The following is a 17,420-nucleotide window of genomic DNA, read 5'->3' on the forward strand; positions in this document are numbered from 1 at the left end:
GCGCAGGCGCATCTCGGGAAGGGAACGACATGGCGACCGTCATCCAGTACCAGGAGCTCGGCTCGGCCGACGTCCTCGAACTCGTCGAGGTGCCGACGCCTCAGGCGGGCCCCGGCGAACTCGTCGTCGAGGTGCGCGCCGCGGGCGTGAACCCGATCGACTGGAAGCTCCGCAGTGGTGTCCGCGGCGGCGAGCTGCAGGGCACCCGACGCGTCGGGAGCGACGGCGCCGGGGTCGTCGTCGAGGTCGGCGACGGGGTCGAGGGCTGGTCGATCGGCGACGAGGTCGTCGTCGTCAACGCCTCCGGGACGTACGCGACCCACGTCGTCGTCACGCCCGACCAGATCATCCGCAAACCGGCGGCCATCTCCTTCGAGGAGGCGGCGGCGATCGGCATCCCCGTGAGCACGGCCTACCAGGCGCTCCGGTCGCTCGGCGTGACCGAGGGGACGACCCTCCTGATCCACGGTGGATCGGGCTCGGTGGGGCACGCCGCCGTGCAGTTCGCCGTGGCGTGGGGAGCGACCGTCGTCGCCACCGCGAGCGAGGGGAACCACGCACGCCTGCGGGAGCTCGGGGCGATCCCCGTCACCTACGGTCCCGGGCTCGTCGAGCGCGTGCGCGAGGCGGCCCCGCAGGGCGTCGACCGCGTGCTCGACGCCGTCGGCACCGACGAGGCGCTCGAGGCCTCGTTCGAGCTGGTCGAGGACCGGCAGCACATCGGCACGATCGTCGTCGGTGCGAAGGCGGCCGGCCTCGGGATCCAAGCGTGGTCCGGCGGCAACCCGCTCCCGCTCACGTCGCAGGAACAGGCCTGGCGGGCGGAGGCGATCCCGGCGGTCGCGTCCCTCGTCGAACAGGGGCGCTTCAGCTTCGAGCTCGGCACCGTCCGGCCTCTCGCCGAGGCCGCCGAGGCGCACCGCGAGAGCGAGTCGGGTCACCCGAGCGGGAAGCTCATCCTCATCCCCTGAGCGCCCTTCGACAGGCTCAGGGCCGGGGGGGTCGGGCGGGAGTGCCCTTCGACAGGCTCAGGGACCGGGGGTGGCTGGGGCGGGAGTGCCCTTCGTACAGGCTCAGGGACCGGGGGTGGCTCGGGCGGGAGCGCCCTTCGACAGGCTCAGGGACCGGAGCGACTTGAGCGGGAGTGCCCTTCGACAGGCTCGGGGACCGGGGTGACTTGAGCGCGAGCGCCCTTCGACAGGCTCAGGGACCGAGCGCTACTCCGGGCCCTCGCCGAAGCTGTCGCCGACGGGAGCGCGGTCGGCGAGGTCGTCCTGGTCGTCGAGGTCCTCGACGGCGTCCTCGGTGTCCGAGTCGTCGTCCAGACCCGCGTCGCCGACGACGTCGTCACCACCGACGCCGTCGCCGGCGTTGCTCAGGCCGCCGTCACCGGGGGCCGCGTCGTCGGCCGAGCGGTCGACCGCACCGCCGTCGGGCACGACACCGCCGACCGAGCTGTCGGTCTGGTCCTCGCCGGGCACGTGTGCCTGGGCGCCCGGGCCGCCGTGGGCGAGGGCTTCGCGTTGGGCGTCTGTTGCTGCTGGATCCATGGGATTGCTCATGACGGCAGCGTAGGCCGGACGCCGAGACGTCGCGGGGGCTTGGCTCAGGGACGCCGGACGCCTATCCTCCGTGCTCCCCGCCGGACCCGACGCGGTGTCGACAGCGCGGTGCCCTTCGACAGGCTCAGGGACCGGGACAGGCTCAGGGACCAGGGCAGGCTCAGGGACCGGGGTGGGTCAGCGGCCGGTGTGCTCCACGATGATCGCCTTGATGCGGTCGACGTCGGCCGGCACGATCTCGAAGCGCTGCTCGAGCCCCTCGATGCCCTCGAACGCCTCGGGACGCTCCGGCTCCTCGCCGAGCGCCTCGCGGACGATCTCGGCGAACTTCGCCGGAAGCGCGGTCTCGAGCACGAGCATCGGGACGCCCTCGCGCAGGTGGCGACGGGCGACCGTGACGCCGTCGGCGGTGTGCGGGTCGATCGTGACGCCGTAGCGCTCGTGGACATCGCGGATGGTGGCGACGCGGTCGGCGTGCGTGCTGCGACCGGACACGAAGCCGAACTCGCTGATCCGCTCGAACTCGGGCGTCCCGGAGAGGTCGAACCCGCCCTCCTCGTCGAGGGACCGGAACAGCTCACCGAGGCGGGTCGCGTCCTGACCGACGAGGTCGTAGAGGAAGCGCTCGAAGTTCGACGCCTTCGAGATGTCCATGCTCGGGCTGGAGGTGTGGTGTGTCTCGGCCGCCGAGCGCGGGCGGTACACGCCCGTGCGGAAGAACTCGTCGAGGACGTCGTTCTCGTTCGTCGCGACGACGAGCTGGTCGATCGGGAGCCCCATGGAGCGGGCGATGTGCCCGGCGCAGACGTTGCCGAAGTTGCCTGACGGCACCGAGAACGACACCTTCTGGCCCGGACCGTCGGTCGCGAGCAGCCAGCCGTGCACGTAGTACACGACCTGCGCGACGACGCGGGCCCAGTTGATCGAGTTGACCGTACCGACGGCGTGGAGTGCCTTGAACGGAGCGTCCTTCGAGACGGCCTTCACGATGTCCTGGCAGTCGTCGAAGTTGCCCTCGACGGCGAGGTTCACGATGTTGTCGTCCTGGAGGCTGAACATCTGCGCACGCTGGAAGCTGCTCATGCGGCCGTGCGGGCTCAGCATGATGACCCGGATGCCGGTCTTGCCGCGCATGGCGTGCTCGGCCGCGCTCCCGGTGTCGCCGGACGTCGCGCCGAGGATGTTGAGCTCGTCGCCGCTCTTCGCGAGCGTGTACTCGAAGAGGTTGCCGAGCAACTGCATCGCCATGTCCTTGAAGGCGAGCGTCGGGCCGTTCGAGAGGCCGAGGAGCTGCAGCTCGGTGCCGCCCTCCTCGCCGAGGGCGCGCAGCGGGGTGATGAGCGAGGCGTCGTCGCCGGCGCGGCCGTTCGAGTACACCTCGGCGGTGTAGGTGCGACGGGTGATGTCCTGGAGGTCGGCGGCGGGGATGTCGTCGGCGAACTTCGACAGCACGGCGAACGCGAGGTCGGCATAGGACAGCTCGCGCCACGACTCGAGCTCCTCAGCGGTCAGCTGCGGGTACTCCGCCGGGAGGTACAGGCCGCCGTCCGGGGCGAGCCCGCCGAGGAGGATGTCCGAGAAGTGCTGGGGCAGATCGTGGCCCCGCGTCGACTGATAGTGCATGACCGTCTCTCTCATCCGGTTGGAAGCCCGATCTCCAACCTTGCCATATCGGGGGTCGACGCGCAGAGGCCCGCCGTCATCGTGACCGGCCGCTACGCGCGGGCGAGTTCCTCGCGGATCGCGGCGACGAACGCGTCGATGTCGCCCTCCGTGGTGTCGAACGAGCACATCCAGCGCACCTCGCCCTTCGCCGCGTCCCAGTCGTAGAAGCGGAAGCGTTCCCGCAAGCGGTCGGGGACGCCCGCCGGCAGGGTCGCGAACACCGCGTTGGCCTGGGTCGGCTGGCTGAAGCCGAGTCCCGGTGCCTCGCCGGCGGCGATGAGGGCCTCGAGGGAGGTGCGGAGGCGCGCGGCCATCGCATTGGCGTGGGTCGCGGAGCGGAGCCAGAGCCCGTCGCCACCGTCGGCCGCCGGCTCGAGCAGGGCGATGAGCTGCGCCGCACCGAAGCGCATCTTCGACGCCAGCTGCATGTTGAGCTTCCGCAGGTAGACGAGGCCCTCCGATGCCGACGGTTCGAGCACGACGATGGCCTCGCCGAACATGAGTCCGTTCTTCGTCCCACCGAAGGACAGCACGTCGACGCCGGCATCGGCGGTGAACGCGCGCAGTGGGACGCCGAGGGCTGCTGCGGCGTTGGCGATGCGGGCGCCGTCGAGGTGCAGCTTCATGCCGTGACCGTGCGCGTGGTCGGCGATCGCGCGGATCTCCTCGGGCGTGTACAGGGTGCCGAGCTCGGTGGTCTGCGTGATCGAGACGACGAGCGGCTGTGCACGGTGCTCGTCGCCCCAGCCCCACGCTTCGCGGTCGATGAGGTCGGGCGTGAGCTTGCCGTCGGGGGCGTCGACCGTCAGGAGCTTGATGCCGCCGACCCGCTCGGGCGCGCCGCCCTCGTCGGAGTTGATGTGCGCGGTCGACGCCGAGATGACGGCACCCCAGCGCGGGAGCATGGACTGCAGGCCGACGACGTTCGCGCCGGTGCCGTTGAAGACGGGGAACACGGCGACGTCGCGGCCGAAGTGATCGGCGAAGACCTCGTGCAGTCGACGGGTGTAGTCGTCCTCGCCGTACGCGATCTGATGGCCACCGTTGGCCGCCGCGAGGGCGTCGAGGATCTCGGGGTGGACGCCGGAGTAGTTGTCGGAGGCGAAGCCGCGGATGCTGGTGTCATGCAGAGAGTCGGTCACTGATCCATCCTCGCGCATGCCACACGCAGCTTCCGTGCATCGCGGGCCGACTTCTTGCGTGCTCGGGTCGCCGTCGGGCATGTTCACAATTCAGGAGCGCCCGGGCGTGGCGCCCCCGCACCTTGCGTGTCGGTGGGGACGCGCCGAGGCGCTCCTGAATTGTGAACCGAGAGACGGGGTCAGTCGGCGGCGTGACGGGGGCCGTCGGAGGAGGGGACGACCTCCTCGGGCACGGCGTCGATCGCGGCGTCGACGTCGGCGTGCGCACCGGGCTCCGGCTCCGCGTCCGGGGTCTCCTGTGCGAGCGCGTGCTCGTAGGCGAGCGCGTGCACGGCGATCGAGGAGGCGACGGCGGCCTGCTGCTCGTCTTCGGCGGAGGGCTGAGCCGGCTGTTCGGCCGCCAGCGCGGCGGCCTGCTCGGGCGTCAGCCGGGCGTCCTGGTCCTCCTCATCCTCGTCCACGAGGTCGAGCACGATGGGCTCGTCGCCGTAGATGTCGCCGGCCGGATCGCCCGCGAGCGGGGCCGGCGCGGGGAGGCGCTGCTCGGCGTCGAGGAACTGCTTGGCCTCGAAGGCACCGGGGTTGAAGACCTCGTCGATCCCGCCGAGCCCGCTCATGCCTTGAGCGCTTCCGAGAGCTTGACCCGGCCACCCATTTTCAGCAGCGAGTTCTCGTAGATCCGCGAGCCGACGAGGATGACGAGCGCCGCGGTGACCCCGAGGATCAGCAGGGACAGGATCGGCTCCCACCACTGCGCCGAGCCGACGAAGAGACGGACGGGCATGCCCACGGCTGCCGAGAACGGCACGTAGGACATGATCGTCATCACCACCGGGTTGTCGTTGAAGAAGATGACGGCGAAGTACGGGATCATGATCAGCATCGTAATCGGGGTCGTCGTCGAACCGATGTCCTCTTGACGTGAGACCAGCGATCCGGCAGCGGCGAACAGTGCGGCCAGCAGGATGAAGCCGAGCACGAAGAACACCACGAACCAGACGACCGGGGTCCCGAGGCCGGCGAGCAGCTCGGTCTGGCCCGTCACCGTCAGCCCGATCACCGACAGCGCCGCGATCGCCAGGATCTGCCCGAACGCCAGGATGCTGTTGCCGAGCACCTTGCCGGCGAGGAGCGCCTTCACGGGGATGGCGGACATGAGGATCTCGACGACGCGGGTCTGCTTCTCCTCGACGACGCTCTGCGCGATCGACGCCCCGAAGGTGGTGGCGGAGACGAAGAACACGAGACCGAACCCGAGCGACACGATGTAGAGCAGGAAGCCCGCGGAGCCGTCCGCGTCGGGATCGAGGATGGTGACCTGCGGCTGCGCGCTCAGTTGCATGATGAGCGTGTTGGAGGCCTCGGAGTCGAAGATCACCTGGACGCCGGTGGGGTTGTCGTCGGTGGCCGGTGCGATCGCCGCCTCGACGTCGCCCGACTTCACCAGGGCCTCAGCTGCGGCGACGTCGGTCGCCTCGGTCACGTCGAAGGTCTTGCCGTCGACGAGTCCCGCACCCGCGTTCCCGACGACCGCGACCTTCGTGGTCTCCGAGGCGGTGTTCTTCGCGAGGAACCCACCGACGACGATACCGGCGAGGATCACGAGGAGCAGGATGCCCGTCGAGATGAGGAAGGTCTTGCTGCGCAGACGCATCTTGACCTCGCGCTCGGCGACGAGACCGATGCTCTGCACGAGGCTGGGGGAGGCCGGGCCGGAGCGACGACGACCGGCGGGCTGGATCGGGGACTCGGTTGCCGTGGTCACTGGATGACCTCCTTGAAGATCTGGGCGAGGGTGGGTCGGAGGGGGGCGAAGCTCGTGACGTCGCCCTGGGTCAGCGCCTCACGGAGCACGGCCTGCGCCGCCTGGGCGTCGTCGGCGTCGAAGAGGGCGTAGCCACCGTCGAAGTCGACGACGGAGATCCCCGGACGCTCGCGCAGCCAGCCGGTGTCGGCCGCGCTGAGCAGCTCGTAGCGGTTGCCGGCGTGGGCTTCGCGGAGCGACTCGCGCGAGCCGGAGGCGCGGATCCTGCCACCGGCGATGATCACGAGGTCGTCGCAGAGGCGCTCCACGATGTCGAGCTGGTGACTGGAGAACAGGACGGGGGAGCCGTCTGCGGCGAACTCGCTGAGCACCCCGACGACCACGTCGACCGCCATCGGGTCGAGACCGGAGAACGGCTCGTCGAGTACGAGGACGTCGGGGTCGTGGACGAGCGCCGCGGCGATCTGTGCCCGCTGCTGGTTGCCGAGCGACAGGCTCTCGAGGGCGTCGTTCCGGCGCTCGCCGAGGCCGAGGCGCTCGAGCAGTTCGCCGGCGTTGCGCTTGGCGGCGTGGGTCGTGAACCCGTGGAGGCGGGCCAGGTAGACGAGCTGTTCCTCGACCCGCATCTTCGGGTAGAGGCCGCGCTCCTCCGGCATGTAGCCGAACCGGCGGCGGTCTTCCGGGGTGAGCGGGGTGCCGTCGAGGGTGACGGTTCCGGCGTTCGCGGCGAGGACACCGAGCAGGATGCGCATCGTCGTCGTCTTGCCGGCGCCGTTCCCGCCGACGAACCCCGTCATGCGGCCGGGGGCGACCTGGAAGCTGACGTCGTCGAGCACCTTCCGCTCGCCGTACGACTTGTCGATGTGGCTGAGTTCGAGCATCGGCCGCCTCCTGTGATCTGCGTGCTGGACCGAGTGTCCTGCGTCGGGTTCTCCCGGTATGGCGATCACGCTACGCGGCGTGGTGTGCCACCGGCATCCGCCGTAGGACGGGTTGACGCGACGACGCCCGGTCCCCTTCTCCGTCGAGTGGGGGATACCGGGCGTCGTGGACCAGCCGAGCGCTGGATCAGGCGGGGCGGGACTCCGGGGAGACCGTCTTCGAGGGGTCGGTCTCGGCGACGGAGCCGATGGCCTCGTCGATGCGGGCGATGACCGTGTCGTCGAGCTTCACACCGGCCGCGGCGGCGTTCGCGGTGACCTGCTCGGGACGCGAAGCCCCGACGATCGCACCGGCGATGTTGTCGTTGTGCAGCACCCACGCGAGCGCCAGCTGCGCCATGGTGAGGTCGAGCTCGTCGGCGATGGGCTTCAGCTGCTGGACGGCCGTGAGCACCTCGTCGTCGAGGAAGCGCTTGATGGTGTCGGCGCCGCCCTTCTCGTCGGTGGCCCGGCTGCCCTGCGGGAGCTCTGCGCCCGGGAGGTACTTGCCGCTGAGGACGCCCTGCGCCACCGGCGACCAGACGATCTGGGAGATGCCGAGTTCGCGTGAGGTGGGGACGACCTCCTCCTCGATGACCCGCCACAGCATCGAGTACTGCGGCTGGTTCGAGATGAGCTGGAAGCCCAGCTCCTTGGACAGGGCGTGGCCGGCGCGCAGCTGCTCGGCGTTCCACTCGCTCACGCCGATGTAGAGCGCCTTGCCCGCCCGGACGACGTCGGCGAAGGCCTGCATCGTCTCCTCGAGGGGCGTCTCGCTGTCGTAGCGGTGGGCCTGGTACAGGTCGACGTAGTCGGTGCCGAGACGCGTGAGCGACCCGTCGATCGACTCCATGATGTGCTTGCGCGACAGCCCGACGTCGTTGTGCCCCTTCGGGCCGGTGGGCCAGTAGACCTTCGTGAAGATCTCCAGGCTCGCGCGTCGTTCGTCCTTGAGGGCGTCGCCGAGCACCTGCTCAGCCGCCGTGTTCGCGTAGGCGTCGGCCGTGTCGAAGGTGGTGATGCCGGCGTCGAGGGCGGCGCGAACGCTCGCCGTGGCGACGTCGTTCTCCACCTGCGAGGCGTGGGTCAGCCAGTTGCCGAAGATGATCTCTGAGATCTTGAGTCCGCTGTTGCCGAGGTATCGAAATTCCATGGTCGTCACGCTACTCCTCGCATCCGACCGACCGACGGGGTTGCGCGGAGACGGAGCGAACCCTCAGCTGCGCGGCGACGCCAGCCCGTGCTCGTAGGTGTAGATGACCGCCTGGATGCGATCACGGAGGGCGAGCTTCTGCAGCACCTTCGAGACGTGCGACTTCACGGTCGCCTCGCCGACGAAGAGCGTGGTCGCGATCTCCTGGTTGGACAGGCCCTGGGCGACCAGCTGCAGGACCTCCCGCTCGCGCTCCGTCAGCTGGTCGTAGTCGGCGCCGGTCGTCGGCCCGGCCGGGACGGTGTGATCCTCCACGGCGTCCTCGACGGCGGGGGCCTGCCGGGTGAACCCCTCGATGACCCGGCGGGTGACCGCCGGAGAGAGGAGCGCCTCCCCGCCCGCGATCACCGAGACCGCGGCGACGAGTTCCTCCGGCGAGGAGTTCTTCAGGAGGAACCCGCTCGCACCGGCCCGGAGCGCCTCGGCCAGGTAGTCGTCGCGGTCGAAGGTGGTGAGGATGAGGACGGCGGCGTTGGTGTCCGGATCCGCGACGATCCGACGGGTGGCCTCGAGGCCGTCCATGCCCGGCATCTGGACGTCCATGCAGATCACGTCCGGCGCGAGCGTCGTCGCCAGCGCGACGGCCTCGGCGCCGTCCGACGCCTCACCGACGATCTCGATCCCGGGCTGGGAGCCCAGGATGATGCGGAAGCCGGCGCGCAGCAGCTCCTGGTCGTCGACGAGGAGGATGCGGGTGGGCTGCTCGGTCATGCCTGGTCCTTCGTCGTGGTGGTGTGGGGTCGTCCTGCGGCGGAGGAGGCGAGGCGGGCGTCGGCGATGGACGCGGCGACGGGCTCCATCGCCTGGTCGCCCGGCCGGCCGAGCGGGATGGCGGCCCGCACGAGGAAGCCGCCGCGGGCGCGGGCCCCGACCTCGAGGACGCCTCCGGACGACGCCACGCGCTCCCGCATCCCGATGAGCCCGAGCCCGCCGCGCCGGGCCACCGTCGGGACGGTCCCCGTGTTCGTGACCTCGAGCTCGACCGCGTCGTCCAGATAGCGGAGCCTGAGTTCGGCCGTCGCCGTGGTGCCGCCGTACTTGCGGGCGTTCGTGAGCGCCTCCTGCGCGATCCGGTACAGGTTGAACGACACGACGGCCGGGATCGCGACCGGTGTGCCCACGTGTTCGAACCTCGTCGGCAGCCCGTTCGCCGTCGACTCGTCGGCGAGCCGGCCCAGCTGGCCGACGCCGACGGTCGACGGGCTGCTCTCCTCGTCGGTCGGTTCGCCGTGCGCGCGGAGGGTGCCGAGCATCTTGCGCAGCTCGTCGATCGCGCTCCGTGCGCCGAGCTCGACGTTCGTGAGCGCATCCCGCGCGGCGGCCGGGTCGGCATCGAGCACGGTGCGCGCGGCGCCGGCCTGGACCCCCATGACCGAGACGTGGTGGGCGACGACGTCGTGCAGCTCGCGCGCGATCCGCACCCGCTCGAGGGCGACCGCCTGGCGGGCGGACCGGGCGCGCTCCGCTTCGAGCTCGGCCGTGCGCTGCTCGAGCGCCGCCCGTTCCCGGGAGGACTGGTACACGCGCTCGCCGAAGAAGTACGCGGCTCCGAAGTAGAGGATGTTCGTCAGGATCTGGATGAGGATGAACGCCACGAGGGGCGAGAAGAGCCCCACCCGGGAGAGGCTGGGCAGCGCGTCGGGGTCGGTCGCCTGGATGAACATGGAGACGAGCAGCCAGACGAACATGGCGACGATGATGAGCACGCGGACGAGCGCAGCGCGACGTCGGTTCGGAACCCATGCCCCGACCGTGTAGATCGCGAGGAACAGGGCGATGTTCGTGAAGAGGACCTCGGGTACGAGCACCGTGCCGCCCACGATGAACATGACGGCGACGACGATCGAGACGGAGCACGGGAAGCGGCGGCGGAACGCGAGCGGCGCGGTGATGCCGATCGCCCAGAGGACGGACGCCCACATCGGTGCGGGCTCGGGGTAGAACCCGGCGATCGTGTACAGCGTGAGGCTGAGGAGGGTACCGACGCCGAGGGCGATGGCGAGGATGATGTCGGATCGCTGTTCCGACGGCGTCGCGGCCGGACGCCGCCACTCGGCGTCGTAGGGGTCGACCGGGCGGTCCTCCTGCTGGTCGACGGCGGGCTCGCTCATGCCGTCCACGCTAGCGCGACGCCCCGCCGGGGACATCCGTCGAGCGACGGAGCGCGGCGGCCCGGCGCGCGAACAAGAGCCCGGAGCGGCACTCAGGAGAGTGCTGCTCCGGGCTCCTCCGCGGCACGGTCGGGTCAGGCCGCGGATCGCCCCGTGATCCCGGCGGTCGACGTGATGACGTCCGCCATCTTCTTGCCGAGCGCCTCATAGAACATCGACAGGGGGAACTCGTCGTCGAGGACCGCGTCGGTGAGTCCACGCGGCGGTCCGCTCAGGATCTCGTCGGACAGCCCACGCGCCCACTGCGATGCGGGGTGCGGCGTCAGCGTCGTCCGGACGAGCTCGTACGCGGCGAGCCAGTGCGCGGTCTTCGGACGGTCGATCGATCGCCAGTACAGCTCGTCGATGCTCTCGCCGAGCCGCACGACCACGTCGGGGACCTCGTCCCAGTCGATCGTGAGCCTGGTGTCGGTCCAGTGCAGCACGCCGTGCTGGTGCATCCACGCGAAGAGCAGCTGGCCGCCGACGCCGTCGTAGTTCCGGACGCGCGAGCCGGTGATGGCGAACCGGAAGATGCGGTCGAAGATGATCGCGTACTGCACGAGCTTCGCGTGCTCGAGGATCGCGGCCTCCGCCGCATCGAGCGCCTCGGTCTCTGCGCGGGTCGTCAGCGTGCGCTCCAGCCGGACCGACTCGCGGAACGCCGTGAGGTCGCATCGGAGCTCCTCGAGGGAGTACAGGAAGAACGGCATCCGCTGCTTGATCATGAACGGGTCGAACGGGAGGTCACCGCGCATGTGCGTGCGGTCGTGGATGAGGTCCCACATGACGAAGGTCTCCTCGGCCAGCTGCTGGTCGTCCAGGAGGGACGCGGCGTCGGCCGGGAGCTCCAGCTTGGTGATCTCGGCAGCGGCTCGGACGACCCGACGGTACCGGGCCGCCTCGCGGTCCTGGAAGATCGCGCCCCAGGTGAACGCCGGGATAGCGCGCATCGCGACCGTCTCGGGGAAGAGGACCGCTGAGTTCGTGTCGTACCCCGGCGTGAAGTCGAGGAAGCGGATCGGTACGAAGAGCGCGTTCGTGTAGTCGCCGGCCTCGAGCGCGGCGATGAACTCGGGCCAGATGACCTCGACGAGCACGGCCTCGATGTGGCGGTCGGTCGAACCGTTCTGCGTGACCATCGGGAACACGACGAGGTGTCCCAGGCCGTCCACGCGATGCCGCTCGGGGTGGAAGGCGACGAGCGAGTCGAGGAAGTCCGGGACGCCGAACCCGTCGCGCTCCCAGCGGTCGAAGTCGGCGACGAGGGCGTCGAGGTACTCGGCGTCGTGCGGGAAGTTCGGAGCGAGGGTGCGGACGCTCGCGACGATCGTGGCGACGTGCCCTGCCGCCGGCCCGTGGTCGCTCGCCTCGGGGATCGAGCCGTCCTTCACCTGGACGGCCTGCAGCGCGGTCGCGGCAGCCTTGAGGTCCGTCCAGGCCGGGTGCCCGACGAGGGCGGCGGCGTCTTCGACGACCTCCGGCTCTCCGACGATGCTCTTCGTGTGGGTGGTGGCGACGTTCGACATGGTGAACCTCCTTCCGCGTGTACAGGGCGTCACCCGGGGTGGGTGGCGATTCCTTCGAGCGTAGGGGCGGAAGGGGTGCGGATTTCTTGCGTCAGGAGCGACTTCGCTGCAACATTCGGCCGTTCGCGCTGGGGAACTGCACGGTCGGCCTCGGCGGGCTGCTACCCCCAGCGGCGCTTGATCCAGCGGTCGAGGACACCGACGAGCGCATCGGTGATCGCGCCGAGCAGCGCGAGCACGATGATGACGAAGAAGATGCGGTCGACCCGGCCGTTGTTCTGCGAGTCCACCAGGCGGAATCCGAGTCCCATGGACGAGGCGATGAGCTCCGCCGCCACGAGGAACAGCCACGACTGCGCCAGCGCGAGCCGGAGGCCGGAGACGACCGAGGGCGTCACGGCGGGCAGCTGCACCGTCCGGAACAACGCGACACCGTTCAGGCCGAACGCGCGGCCGGCCTCGACCAGGTGCTTGTCGACGTGGCGGAGCGCGGCGGAGACCGTCGTGTACACCGGGAAGAACGCGCCGATCGCGATGAGCGTGATCTTCGACTCCTCACCGATCTTCAGCCAGAGGATGAGCAGCGGTACCCACGCGAGCGACGGGACGGCGCGGATCGCCGCGAAGGTCGTCGACAGCAGGATGTCGCCGAGGCGCGAGAGCCCCACGACCGCGCCGAGGACGAGGCCGAGGACAGCACCGATGAGGAAGCCGATGAGGACCCGCTGTACCGAGATGGCGACGTCCTGCTGCAGCCAGCCGCGTTGCGCGAGATCCACGCCGGCCGCCCAGACCTCGGCCGGTGCCGGGAGTTGCGAGGCCGGGACGAGGCCGAACGCGGTGACGAGCTGCCACGCCCCGAGGATGACGACGGGGACGAGGAAGCCGCCGAGGACGACGACGATCCTGCGGGACCCGAGGACGGCGCGCGCTTCGCGGCCGGACTGGGTCGCCTGGGCACCCGCGGCTGCGGTGGTGCCGAGACCGGGTTGGTCGCTCACGGGAGCCTCTCGGGACGGGGTCATGGGCCCTTCGACAGGCTCAGGGACCGAGGTTGGGAGGGTGCCGGACTACTTCGCGCCGATGGCGGACGGGTCCGCGTCGTCCACGAAGCTCGGGTTGAAGAGGTCGGCCAGGGCGTCGTCGACCTTGTCCTGCGACGACACGTCGCCGGACTCCACGAAGATCGGGCCGATGATCGACAGGACCTGCTCCTGCGCCTTGCCCGGGGCCGGGTCGACGTCGAGGTTCGAGCGCTCCGTGATCACCTTCGTCGCCACGGCGAGGTCGAGGCCAGCGGCGTCCGCGAGGATCTGCGCCGTCTCGTCGGGGTTCGACGCAGCCCATTCACGAGCGTGCTCATAGGCGTTCACGACGGTCTGCGCGACGTCCGGACGCTCGTCGATGAAGGACTCGGTCGCGGCCAGGATGCCGTAGCTGTTGAAGTCGACGTTGCGGTAGATGAGCTTCGCGCCCGCCTCTTCGGCGCCGGCCATGATCGGGTCGAGACCGGCCCAAGCGTCGACGGAGCCGTTCTGCAGGGCCGCCCAGCCGTCGGCATGCTGGAGGTTCTCGATCGTGACGTCGGAGGCGGACAGGCCGGCCTCCTCCAGTGCCTGCAGGAGGAAGAAGTAGGGGTCGGTGCCCTTCGTCGCGGCGACCTTCTTGCCCTTGAGTTCGGCGACGTCCGTGATCGTCGAGCCCTGGCCGACGACGATCGCCGACCACTCGGGCTGCGAGAAGACGTCGATCGCCTGGATGGCCGATCCGTTCGCCCGGTTCAGGAGCGCGGCGGACCCGGCGGTGGACCCGACGTCGATCGCGTCGGCCCGCAGCGCCTCGTTCGCCTTGTTGGAGCCGGCCGACTGGACCCAGTTGACGGTGATGTCCTGGTCGTCGAGTGCGTCCTCGAGCCAGCCTTGGTCCTTGATGATGAGGGAGAGCGGGTTGTAGGTCGCGAAGTCGATGTTGAGCGTGCCGCCCTCGGTGGTGCCGGCGGTGCTGTCGCCGCCGGCCGCAGGAGCGTTCTCGCCCGCGACGCAGCCGCTGAGGAGGAGTGCTGCGGCGGCGGTCGCGGCGACGAGGGCCACGCGCCCGGCGCGGGAGGTGGTGAAGCGGCGTCGTGAGGTCATGCGTTGGTCCTTGCTGTGGATCGGTGCGGGATGACGGCGGAGGTGGTGGGTGGCTCAGTACGGGAAGTGCGGGATGGACGGCAGCCGTTGGTCGCCGCGGGCGAGACCGTGGCGGTCGATGCCGAGTCCGTCGAGGAGGCGGCCGCGCAGTTCGGCGAGCTCTGCTGACCCGCGGTCGCGCGGGCGGTTGCCGGGGACGGTCACGGTCTGCGCGATGGTCGAACCGGGCTGTCCCTCCTCGCGACCCAGGAGGATGACCCGGTCGGCGAGCTGGAGGGCCTCGTCGACGTCGTGCGTCACGAGCAGGATGGTGGTGGGCGCGGCGAGGTGGATGGCGAGCAGCAGGTCCTGCATCTTCAGCCGGGTGAGGGCGTCGAGGGCGCCGAACGGCTCGTCGAGGAGCAGGACGCCCGGCCGGCGGGCGAGGGCCCTGGCGAGTGAGGCGCGTTGCGCCATGCCGCCGGAGACCTCCCGTGGGCGGTGCTCGGCGAAGTCCGCGAGCCCGACGAGTTCGAGCAGCTCGGCGACGCGGGCACGTCCATCGGCTGCGGGTGTCCGCTTGGGCAGACCGAGTGCGACGTTCGCCGCGATGGTGCGCCAGGGGAGGAGTCGAGGCTCCTGGAAGCCGAAGGCCGTGCGCGGGTCGATGCCGGCGACGGGTGTACCGTCGATGAGCACGGAGCCGGCGGTCGGGTGGTCGAGACCGGCCGCGATCCGCAGCAGGGTGGACTTGCCGCAGCCGCTCGTGCCGAGGATCGCCACGACCTCGCCGGCCTCGGCGGTGATCGTGACGTCGCGCAGCACGGGCCGCGGGGCGTCGGCGCGTTTGCCGGCACCGCTCGCGAAGGTGCGGCCGACCCCGGCGAACGCGACCGTGGAGGCACGATCCGCCGAGCCGACGGGGACGGCGTCGCGGGTGACCGGCGAGCTCGCGGCGAGCGGGCTTGGGGCAGCGTTCGTCATGGGTCTCGGGCTCCAGGGGTGGGGTGCCCGCCATGCTACGCGAGGGTGATGCACCGCTCTCGGCCGCCGAAACAGAGCGTCACATTGGCGTCCGCCGGAGACATCCGGAGGGTTCCGGTGTTATGCGTCCACTACCAGCTGCCGACCTGCGTGAGGGCGACGTCGAGGATGGCGACGGCCTCCTCCCGGTTGACCCGGGCGAGCAGCAGCGCGCTGACCGACAACGAGGTGAGCTGCCGTGCGGCCGCGGCGAGTTCGTCCGCGTCCGCCTCGGGACGGGCGAGGGCGAGGGCGTCCGAGACCGCGGTCGTGAGCTCGGCGCGGTAGCCGTCGACGACCTCGCGCAGTGCGTCGTCGTGGGCCGCGAGGCCGGCCGCGCTGTTGAGGAGGAGGCAACCGCGGCGGGGGGAGTCGTCGGGCAGGGTCGCGATGACCGTCTGCACGCCGGAGAAGTAGGTGGTGAGCCCGGCTCTGCCGTCCGTCGCCCGCGCGAGGACCGAGAGGCGCGGTCGGATGACGGTGTCGAGGTAGTCCTGCACGGCGGCGTCGAACAGCCCGCGCTTGCTGTCGAAGGCGTGGTAGAGGCTCGACCGCCGCAGACCGGTGGCCGCTTCCAGGTCGGCGAGCGAGGTCGCCTCGTACCCGCGGTCCCAGAAGACGTCGCGCGCCGCCTGGACGACGGCGACGGTGTCGAACTCCTGCGTGCGTCCCATAGGTGCCTCCTCCTGGCTCGGCCGGCCCTCCGGAAGGGCGGGTTGTGTACCGAGCGTTCTACTATTATAGTAGACCCATCGGTACAGAATGTCGCTCCACCTGGACGACTCGACGCCGATCTCCCGGAAGGCCCGTCCCATGCTCGTCGTCAGTCTCGTCCTCGTCGGCATCGCCGCCCTCCTGCACGTCTACATCTTCGTGCTCGAGTCGCTGCGCTGGACCGAGCCGGCCACCCGCAAGACCTTCGGCACCTCGGAGCTCGAGGCCGAGACCACCCGCGGCCTCGCGTACAACCAAGGCTTCTACAACCTGTTCCTCGCCATCGGCACCATCGTCGGCATCGTCTTCCTCATCACCGGCTCGACCGGCATCGGGGCGGCGCTCGTGTTCGCCTCGGCGGGCTCGATGTTGCTCGCCTCCCTCGTCCTCATCACCTCGGACCGCACGAAGGCCCGCGCCGCGATCGTCCAGGGGACGGCCCCGCTGCTCGGACTCATCGCACTCGTCATCGCGCTGGCCGTCTGACACCTCCCCGACGCCCCGGGCGTCACCCCGTCCGCAACCCGACGACGTGCTGCGCCCACCCACCGAAGCATCGAACCACCGCACCAAGGAAAGGCACCACATGAACACCCCCGCGCTCAGCACCCAGATCCAGCTCGTCTCGCGACCGGTCGGGTGGCCGACCGAGTCCGACTTCCGGACCGTCTCCGTCGAACTCCCGGAGCTCGCGCCCGGCCAGCTCCGGGTCCAGAACCTCTTCCTCTCCGTCGACCCCTACATGCGCGGTCGCATGAACGACGCCCGCTCCTACGTCGCGCCGTACCAGCTCGGTGAGACGATGACCGGCGGCGCCATCGGCCGGGTCGTCGAGTCGGCCGCCGAGGGCTTCTCCGTCGGCGACGTCGTCCTGCACCAGTTCGGCTGGCGCGACCTCGTCCAGGAGGACGCCAGCGGGTTCCGCGTCGTCCCTGAGCTCCGCGGCGTCCCGCTGTCCGCCTACCTCGGCGTCCTCGGCATGACGGCCCTCACCGCGTACGTCGGTCTGCTCGAGGTCGCCAAGTTCCGGGAGGGCGACACGGTGTTCGTCTCCGGTGCGGCAGGTGCCGTCGGCACGATGGTCGGCCAGATCGCCCGTCTCAAGGGCGCGAAGCGCGTCATCGGTTCGGCCGGATCGGCTGAGAAGGTCGCCCTGCTGACGGAGAAGTACGGCTACGACGCCGCGTTCAACTACAAGGACGGCCCCGTCACCGAGCAGCTCGCGGCCGCGGCACCCGACGGCATCGACGTGTACTTCGACAACGTCGGCGGCGAGCACCTCGAAGCGGCTATCGACGCCTTCAACGACGGCGGACGCGCAGCGCTCTGCGGCGTCATCTCGCAGATCAACGACACCGAGCGTGCCGAGGGCCCGCGCAACCTGTCGAACATCGTGACCCGCGGGCTCACCCTCACGGGCTTCACCGTCGGCAACTACACGCAGCACTTCCCGGCGTTCTCCGGTGAGATGGGTGCCTGGTTGCAGAACGGTGACGTCGTCTTCGACGAGACCGTCTACGAGGGCCTCGACCACACGCTCGACGCGTTCCTCGCGCTCATGCGCGGCGCCAACACCGGGAAGATGGTCGTCAAGCTCTGACGCGATCCCTCGACTTCGCCTGACAC

17 protein-coding genes are annotated in these 17,420 nt (G+C 70.3%); 3 read left to right on the plus strand and 14 right to left on the minus strand.

Features of this window, described 5'->3' with window-relative positions; translation table 11 throughout:
- The first annotated feature begins 29 nt into the window (after nt 1–29).
- On the plus strand, nt 30–971 hold the full coding sequence (locus tag ITJ66_RS04765) for an NADP-dependent oxidoreductase (protein ID WP_194643771.1): 942 nt from the start codon (nt 30–32) through the stop codon (nt 969–971).
- A 246-nt stretch (nt 972–1,217) separates the two neighbouring features.
- Here ITJ66_RS04765 and ITJ66_RS04770 read toward each other — a convergent pair whose 3' ends face one another.
- From ITJ66_RS04770 to ITJ66_RS04835, 14 genes are all read right to left on the minus strand, one after another.
- On the minus strand, nt 1,218–1,562 hold the full coding sequence (locus ITJ66_RS04770; RefSeq protein ID WP_194643773.1) for a hypothetical protein: 345 nt from the start codon (nt 1,560–1,562) through the stop codon (nt 1,218–1,220).
- Between the two features lie 177 nt (nt 1,563–1,739).
- Entirely contained in the window at nt 1,740–3,185 is a 1,446-nt protein-coding gene (gene thrC / locus ITJ66_RS04775) for a threonine synthase (RefSeq protein ID WP_194643775.1), read from the minus strand.
- Between the two features lie 92 nt (nt 3,186–3,277).
- Nucleotides 3,278–4,387, minus strand: coding sequence for a low specificity L-threonine aldolase (locus ITJ66_RS04780; protein ID WP_192018830.1), 1,110 nt, complete (start codon nt 4,385–4,387; stop codon nt 3,278–3,280).
- A 161-nt stretch (nt 4,388–4,548) separates the two neighbouring features.
- Nucleotides 4,549–4,986: a hypothetical protein gene (locus tag ITJ66_RS04785; RefSeq protein WP_079704981.1), complete on the minus strand. Its 438-nt coding sequence runs from the start codon at nt 4,984–4,986 to the stop codon at nt 4,549–4,551.
- Nucleotides 4,983–6,134 carry an ABC transporter permease gene (locus tag ITJ66_RS04790; protein WP_370582570.1) on the minus strand — a complete coding sequence of 384 codons (1,152 nt, stop codon included), beginning with the start codon at nt 6,132–6,134 and terminating at the stop codon, nt 4,983–4,985. Before ITJ66_RS04790 ends, ITJ66_RS04785 begins: the two co-directional genes overlap by 4 nt.
- Nucleotides 6,131–7,015, minus strand: a complete 885-nt coding sequence (locus tag ITJ66_RS04795) for an ABC transporter ATP-binding protein (RefSeq protein WP_192018829.1) — start codon at nt 7,013–7,015, stop codon at nt 6,131–6,133. Before ITJ66_RS04795 ends, ITJ66_RS04790 begins: the two co-directional genes overlap by 4 nt.
- 187 nt (nt 7,016–7,202) lie before the next feature.
- Complete coding sequence (locus tag ITJ66_RS04800; RefSeq protein ID WP_191940431.1) at nt 7,203–8,207, minus strand: aldo/keto reductase family protein; 1,005 nt, start codon at nt 8,205–8,207, stop codon at nt 7,203–7,205.
- A 63-nt stretch (nt 8,208–8,270) separates the two neighbouring features.
- Nucleotides 8,271–8,978, minus strand: a complete 708-nt coding sequence (locus tag ITJ66_RS04805) for a response regulator transcription factor (protein ID WP_192018828.1) — start codon at nt 8,976–8,978, stop codon at nt 8,271–8,273.
- Nucleotides 8,975–10,378 (minus strand): sensor histidine kinase, encoded by a 1,404-nt coding sequence (locus ITJ66_RS04810; protein WP_194643777.1) that lies wholly within the window; start codon nt 10,376–10,378, stop codon nt 8,975–8,977. The genes ITJ66_RS04805 and ITJ66_RS04810 overlap by 4 nt, the downstream gene beginning before the upstream one ends.
- Nucleotides 10,379–10,512: 134 nt before the next feature.
- Nucleotides 10,513–11,946: a DUF6421 family protein gene (locus tag ITJ66_RS04815; protein ID WP_086473067.1), complete on the minus strand. Its 1,434-nt coding sequence runs from the start codon at nt 11,944–11,946 to the stop codon at nt 10,513–10,515.
- Between the two features lie 161 nt (nt 11,947–12,107).
- The gene (locus ITJ66_RS04820; RefSeq protein ID WP_194643779.1) at nt 12,108–12,971 is read right to left on the minus strand and encodes an ABC transporter permease; all 864 of its coding nucleotides are present in this window, start codon (nt 12,969–12,971) and stop codon (nt 12,108–12,110) included.
- A 45-nt stretch (nt 12,972–13,016) separates the two neighbouring features.
- On the minus strand, nt 13,017–14,078 hold the full coding sequence (locus ITJ66_RS04825) for an aliphatic sulfonate ABC transporter substrate-binding protein (protein WP_194643781.1): 1,062 nt from the start codon (nt 14,076–14,078) through the stop codon (nt 13,017–13,019).
- A gap of 54 nt (nt 14,079–14,132) precedes the next feature.
- Nucleotides 14,133–15,041, minus strand: a complete 909-nt coding sequence (locus ITJ66_RS04830; RefSeq protein WP_124768607.1) for an ABC transporter ATP-binding protein — start codon at nt 15,039–15,041, stop codon at nt 14,133–14,135.
- Between the two features lie 131 nt (nt 15,042–15,172).
- Nucleotides 15,173–15,754 carry a TetR/AcrR family transcriptional regulator gene (locus tag ITJ66_RS04835; RefSeq protein ID WP_071262226.1) on the minus strand — a complete coding sequence of 194 codons (582 nt, stop codon included), beginning with the start codon at nt 15,752–15,754 and terminating at the stop codon, nt 15,173–15,175.
- Nucleotides 15,755–15,893: 139 nt separating this feature from the next.
- Here ITJ66_RS04835 and ITJ66_RS04840 point away from each other — a divergent pair, with 139 nt between their 5' ends.
- On the plus strand, nt 15,894–16,280 hold the full coding sequence (locus ITJ66_RS04840; protein WP_194644780.1) for a DUF1304 domain-containing protein: 387 nt from the start codon (nt 15,894–15,896) through the stop codon (nt 16,278–16,280).
- Between the two features lie 100 nt (nt 16,281–16,380).
- Nucleotides 16,381–17,394 carry an NADP-dependent oxidoreductase gene (locus ITJ66_RS04845; protein WP_194643783.1) on the plus strand — a complete coding sequence of 338 codons (1,014 nt, stop codon included), beginning with the start codon at nt 16,381–16,383 and terminating at the stop codon, nt 17,392–17,394.
- Nucleotides 17,395–17,420: the final 26 nt, after the last annotated feature.

It is taken from the genome of Plantibacter sp. VKM Ac-2885 (assembly GCF_015351205.1).
Classification (GTDB): domain Bacteria; phylum Actinomycetota; class Actinomycetes; order Actinomycetales; family Microbacteriaceae; genus Plantibacter; species Plantibacter auratus.

Bases quoted from the DNA above. Each gene is read 5' to 3' on its own strand.
- ITJ66_RS04815 (WP_086473067.1), bottom strand. From the start codon at position 11,946: ATGTCGAACGTCGCCACCACCCACACGAAGAGCATCGTCGGAGAGCCG.
- ITJ66_RS04810 (WP_194643777.1), bottom strand. From the start codon at position 10,378: ATGAGCGAGCCCGCCGTCGACCAGCAGGAGGACCGCCCGGTCGACCCC.
- ITJ66_RS04800 (WP_191940431.1), bottom strand. From the start codon at position 8,207: ATGGAATTTCGATACCTCGGCAACAGCGGACTCAAGATCTCAGAGATC.
- ITJ66_RS04825 (WP_194643781.1), bottom strand. From the start codon at position 14,078: ATGACCTCACGACGCCGCTTCACCACCTCCCGCGCCGGGCGCGTGGCC.
- ITJ66_RS04845 (WP_194643783.1), top strand. From the start codon at position 16,381: ATGAACACCCCCGCGCTCAGCACCCAGATCCAGCTCGTCTCGCGACCG.
- ITJ66_RS04840 (WP_194644780.1), top strand. From the start codon at position 15,894: ATGCTCGTCGTCAGTCTCGTCCTCGTCGGCATCGCCGCCCTCCTGCAC.
- ITJ66_RS04830 (WP_124768607.1), bottom strand. From the start codon at position 15,041: ATGACGAACGCTGCCCCAAGCCCGCTCGCCGCGAGCTCGCCGGTCACC.
- thrC (WP_194643775.1), bottom strand. From the start codon at position 3,185: ATGCACTATCAGTCGACGCGGGGCCACGATCTGCCCCAGCACTTCTCG.
- ITJ66_RS04770 (WP_194643773.1), bottom strand. From the start codon at position 1,562: ATGAGCAATCCCATGGATCCAGCAGCAACAGACGCCCAACGCGAAGCC.
- ITJ66_RS04820 (WP_194643779.1), bottom strand. From the start codon at position 12,971: ATGACCCCGTCCCGAGAGGCTCCCGTGAGCGACCAACCCGGTCTCGGC.
- ITJ66_RS04805 (WP_192018828.1), bottom strand. From the start codon at position 8,978: ATGACCGAGCAGCCCACCCGCATCCTCCTCGTCGACGACCAGGAGCTG.
- ITJ66_RS04795 (WP_192018829.1), bottom strand. From the start codon at position 7,015: ATGCTCGAACTCAGCCACATCGACAAGTCGTACGGCGAGCGGAAGGTG.
- ITJ66_RS04785 (WP_079704981.1), bottom strand. From the start codon at position 4,986: ATGAGCGGGCTCGGCGGGATCGACGAGGTCTTCAACCCCGGTGCCTTC.
- ITJ66_RS04780 (WP_192018830.1), bottom strand. From the start codon at position 4,387: ATGCGCGAGGATGGATCAGTGACCGACTCTCTGCATGACACCAGCATC.
- ITJ66_RS04765 (WP_194643771.1), top strand. From the start codon at position 30: ATGGCGACCGTCATCCAGTACCAGGAGCTCGGCTCGGCCGACGTCCTC.
- ITJ66_RS04835 (WP_071262226.1), bottom strand. From the start codon at position 15,754: ATGGGACGCACGCAGGAGTTCGACACCGTCGCCGTCGTCCAGGCGGCG.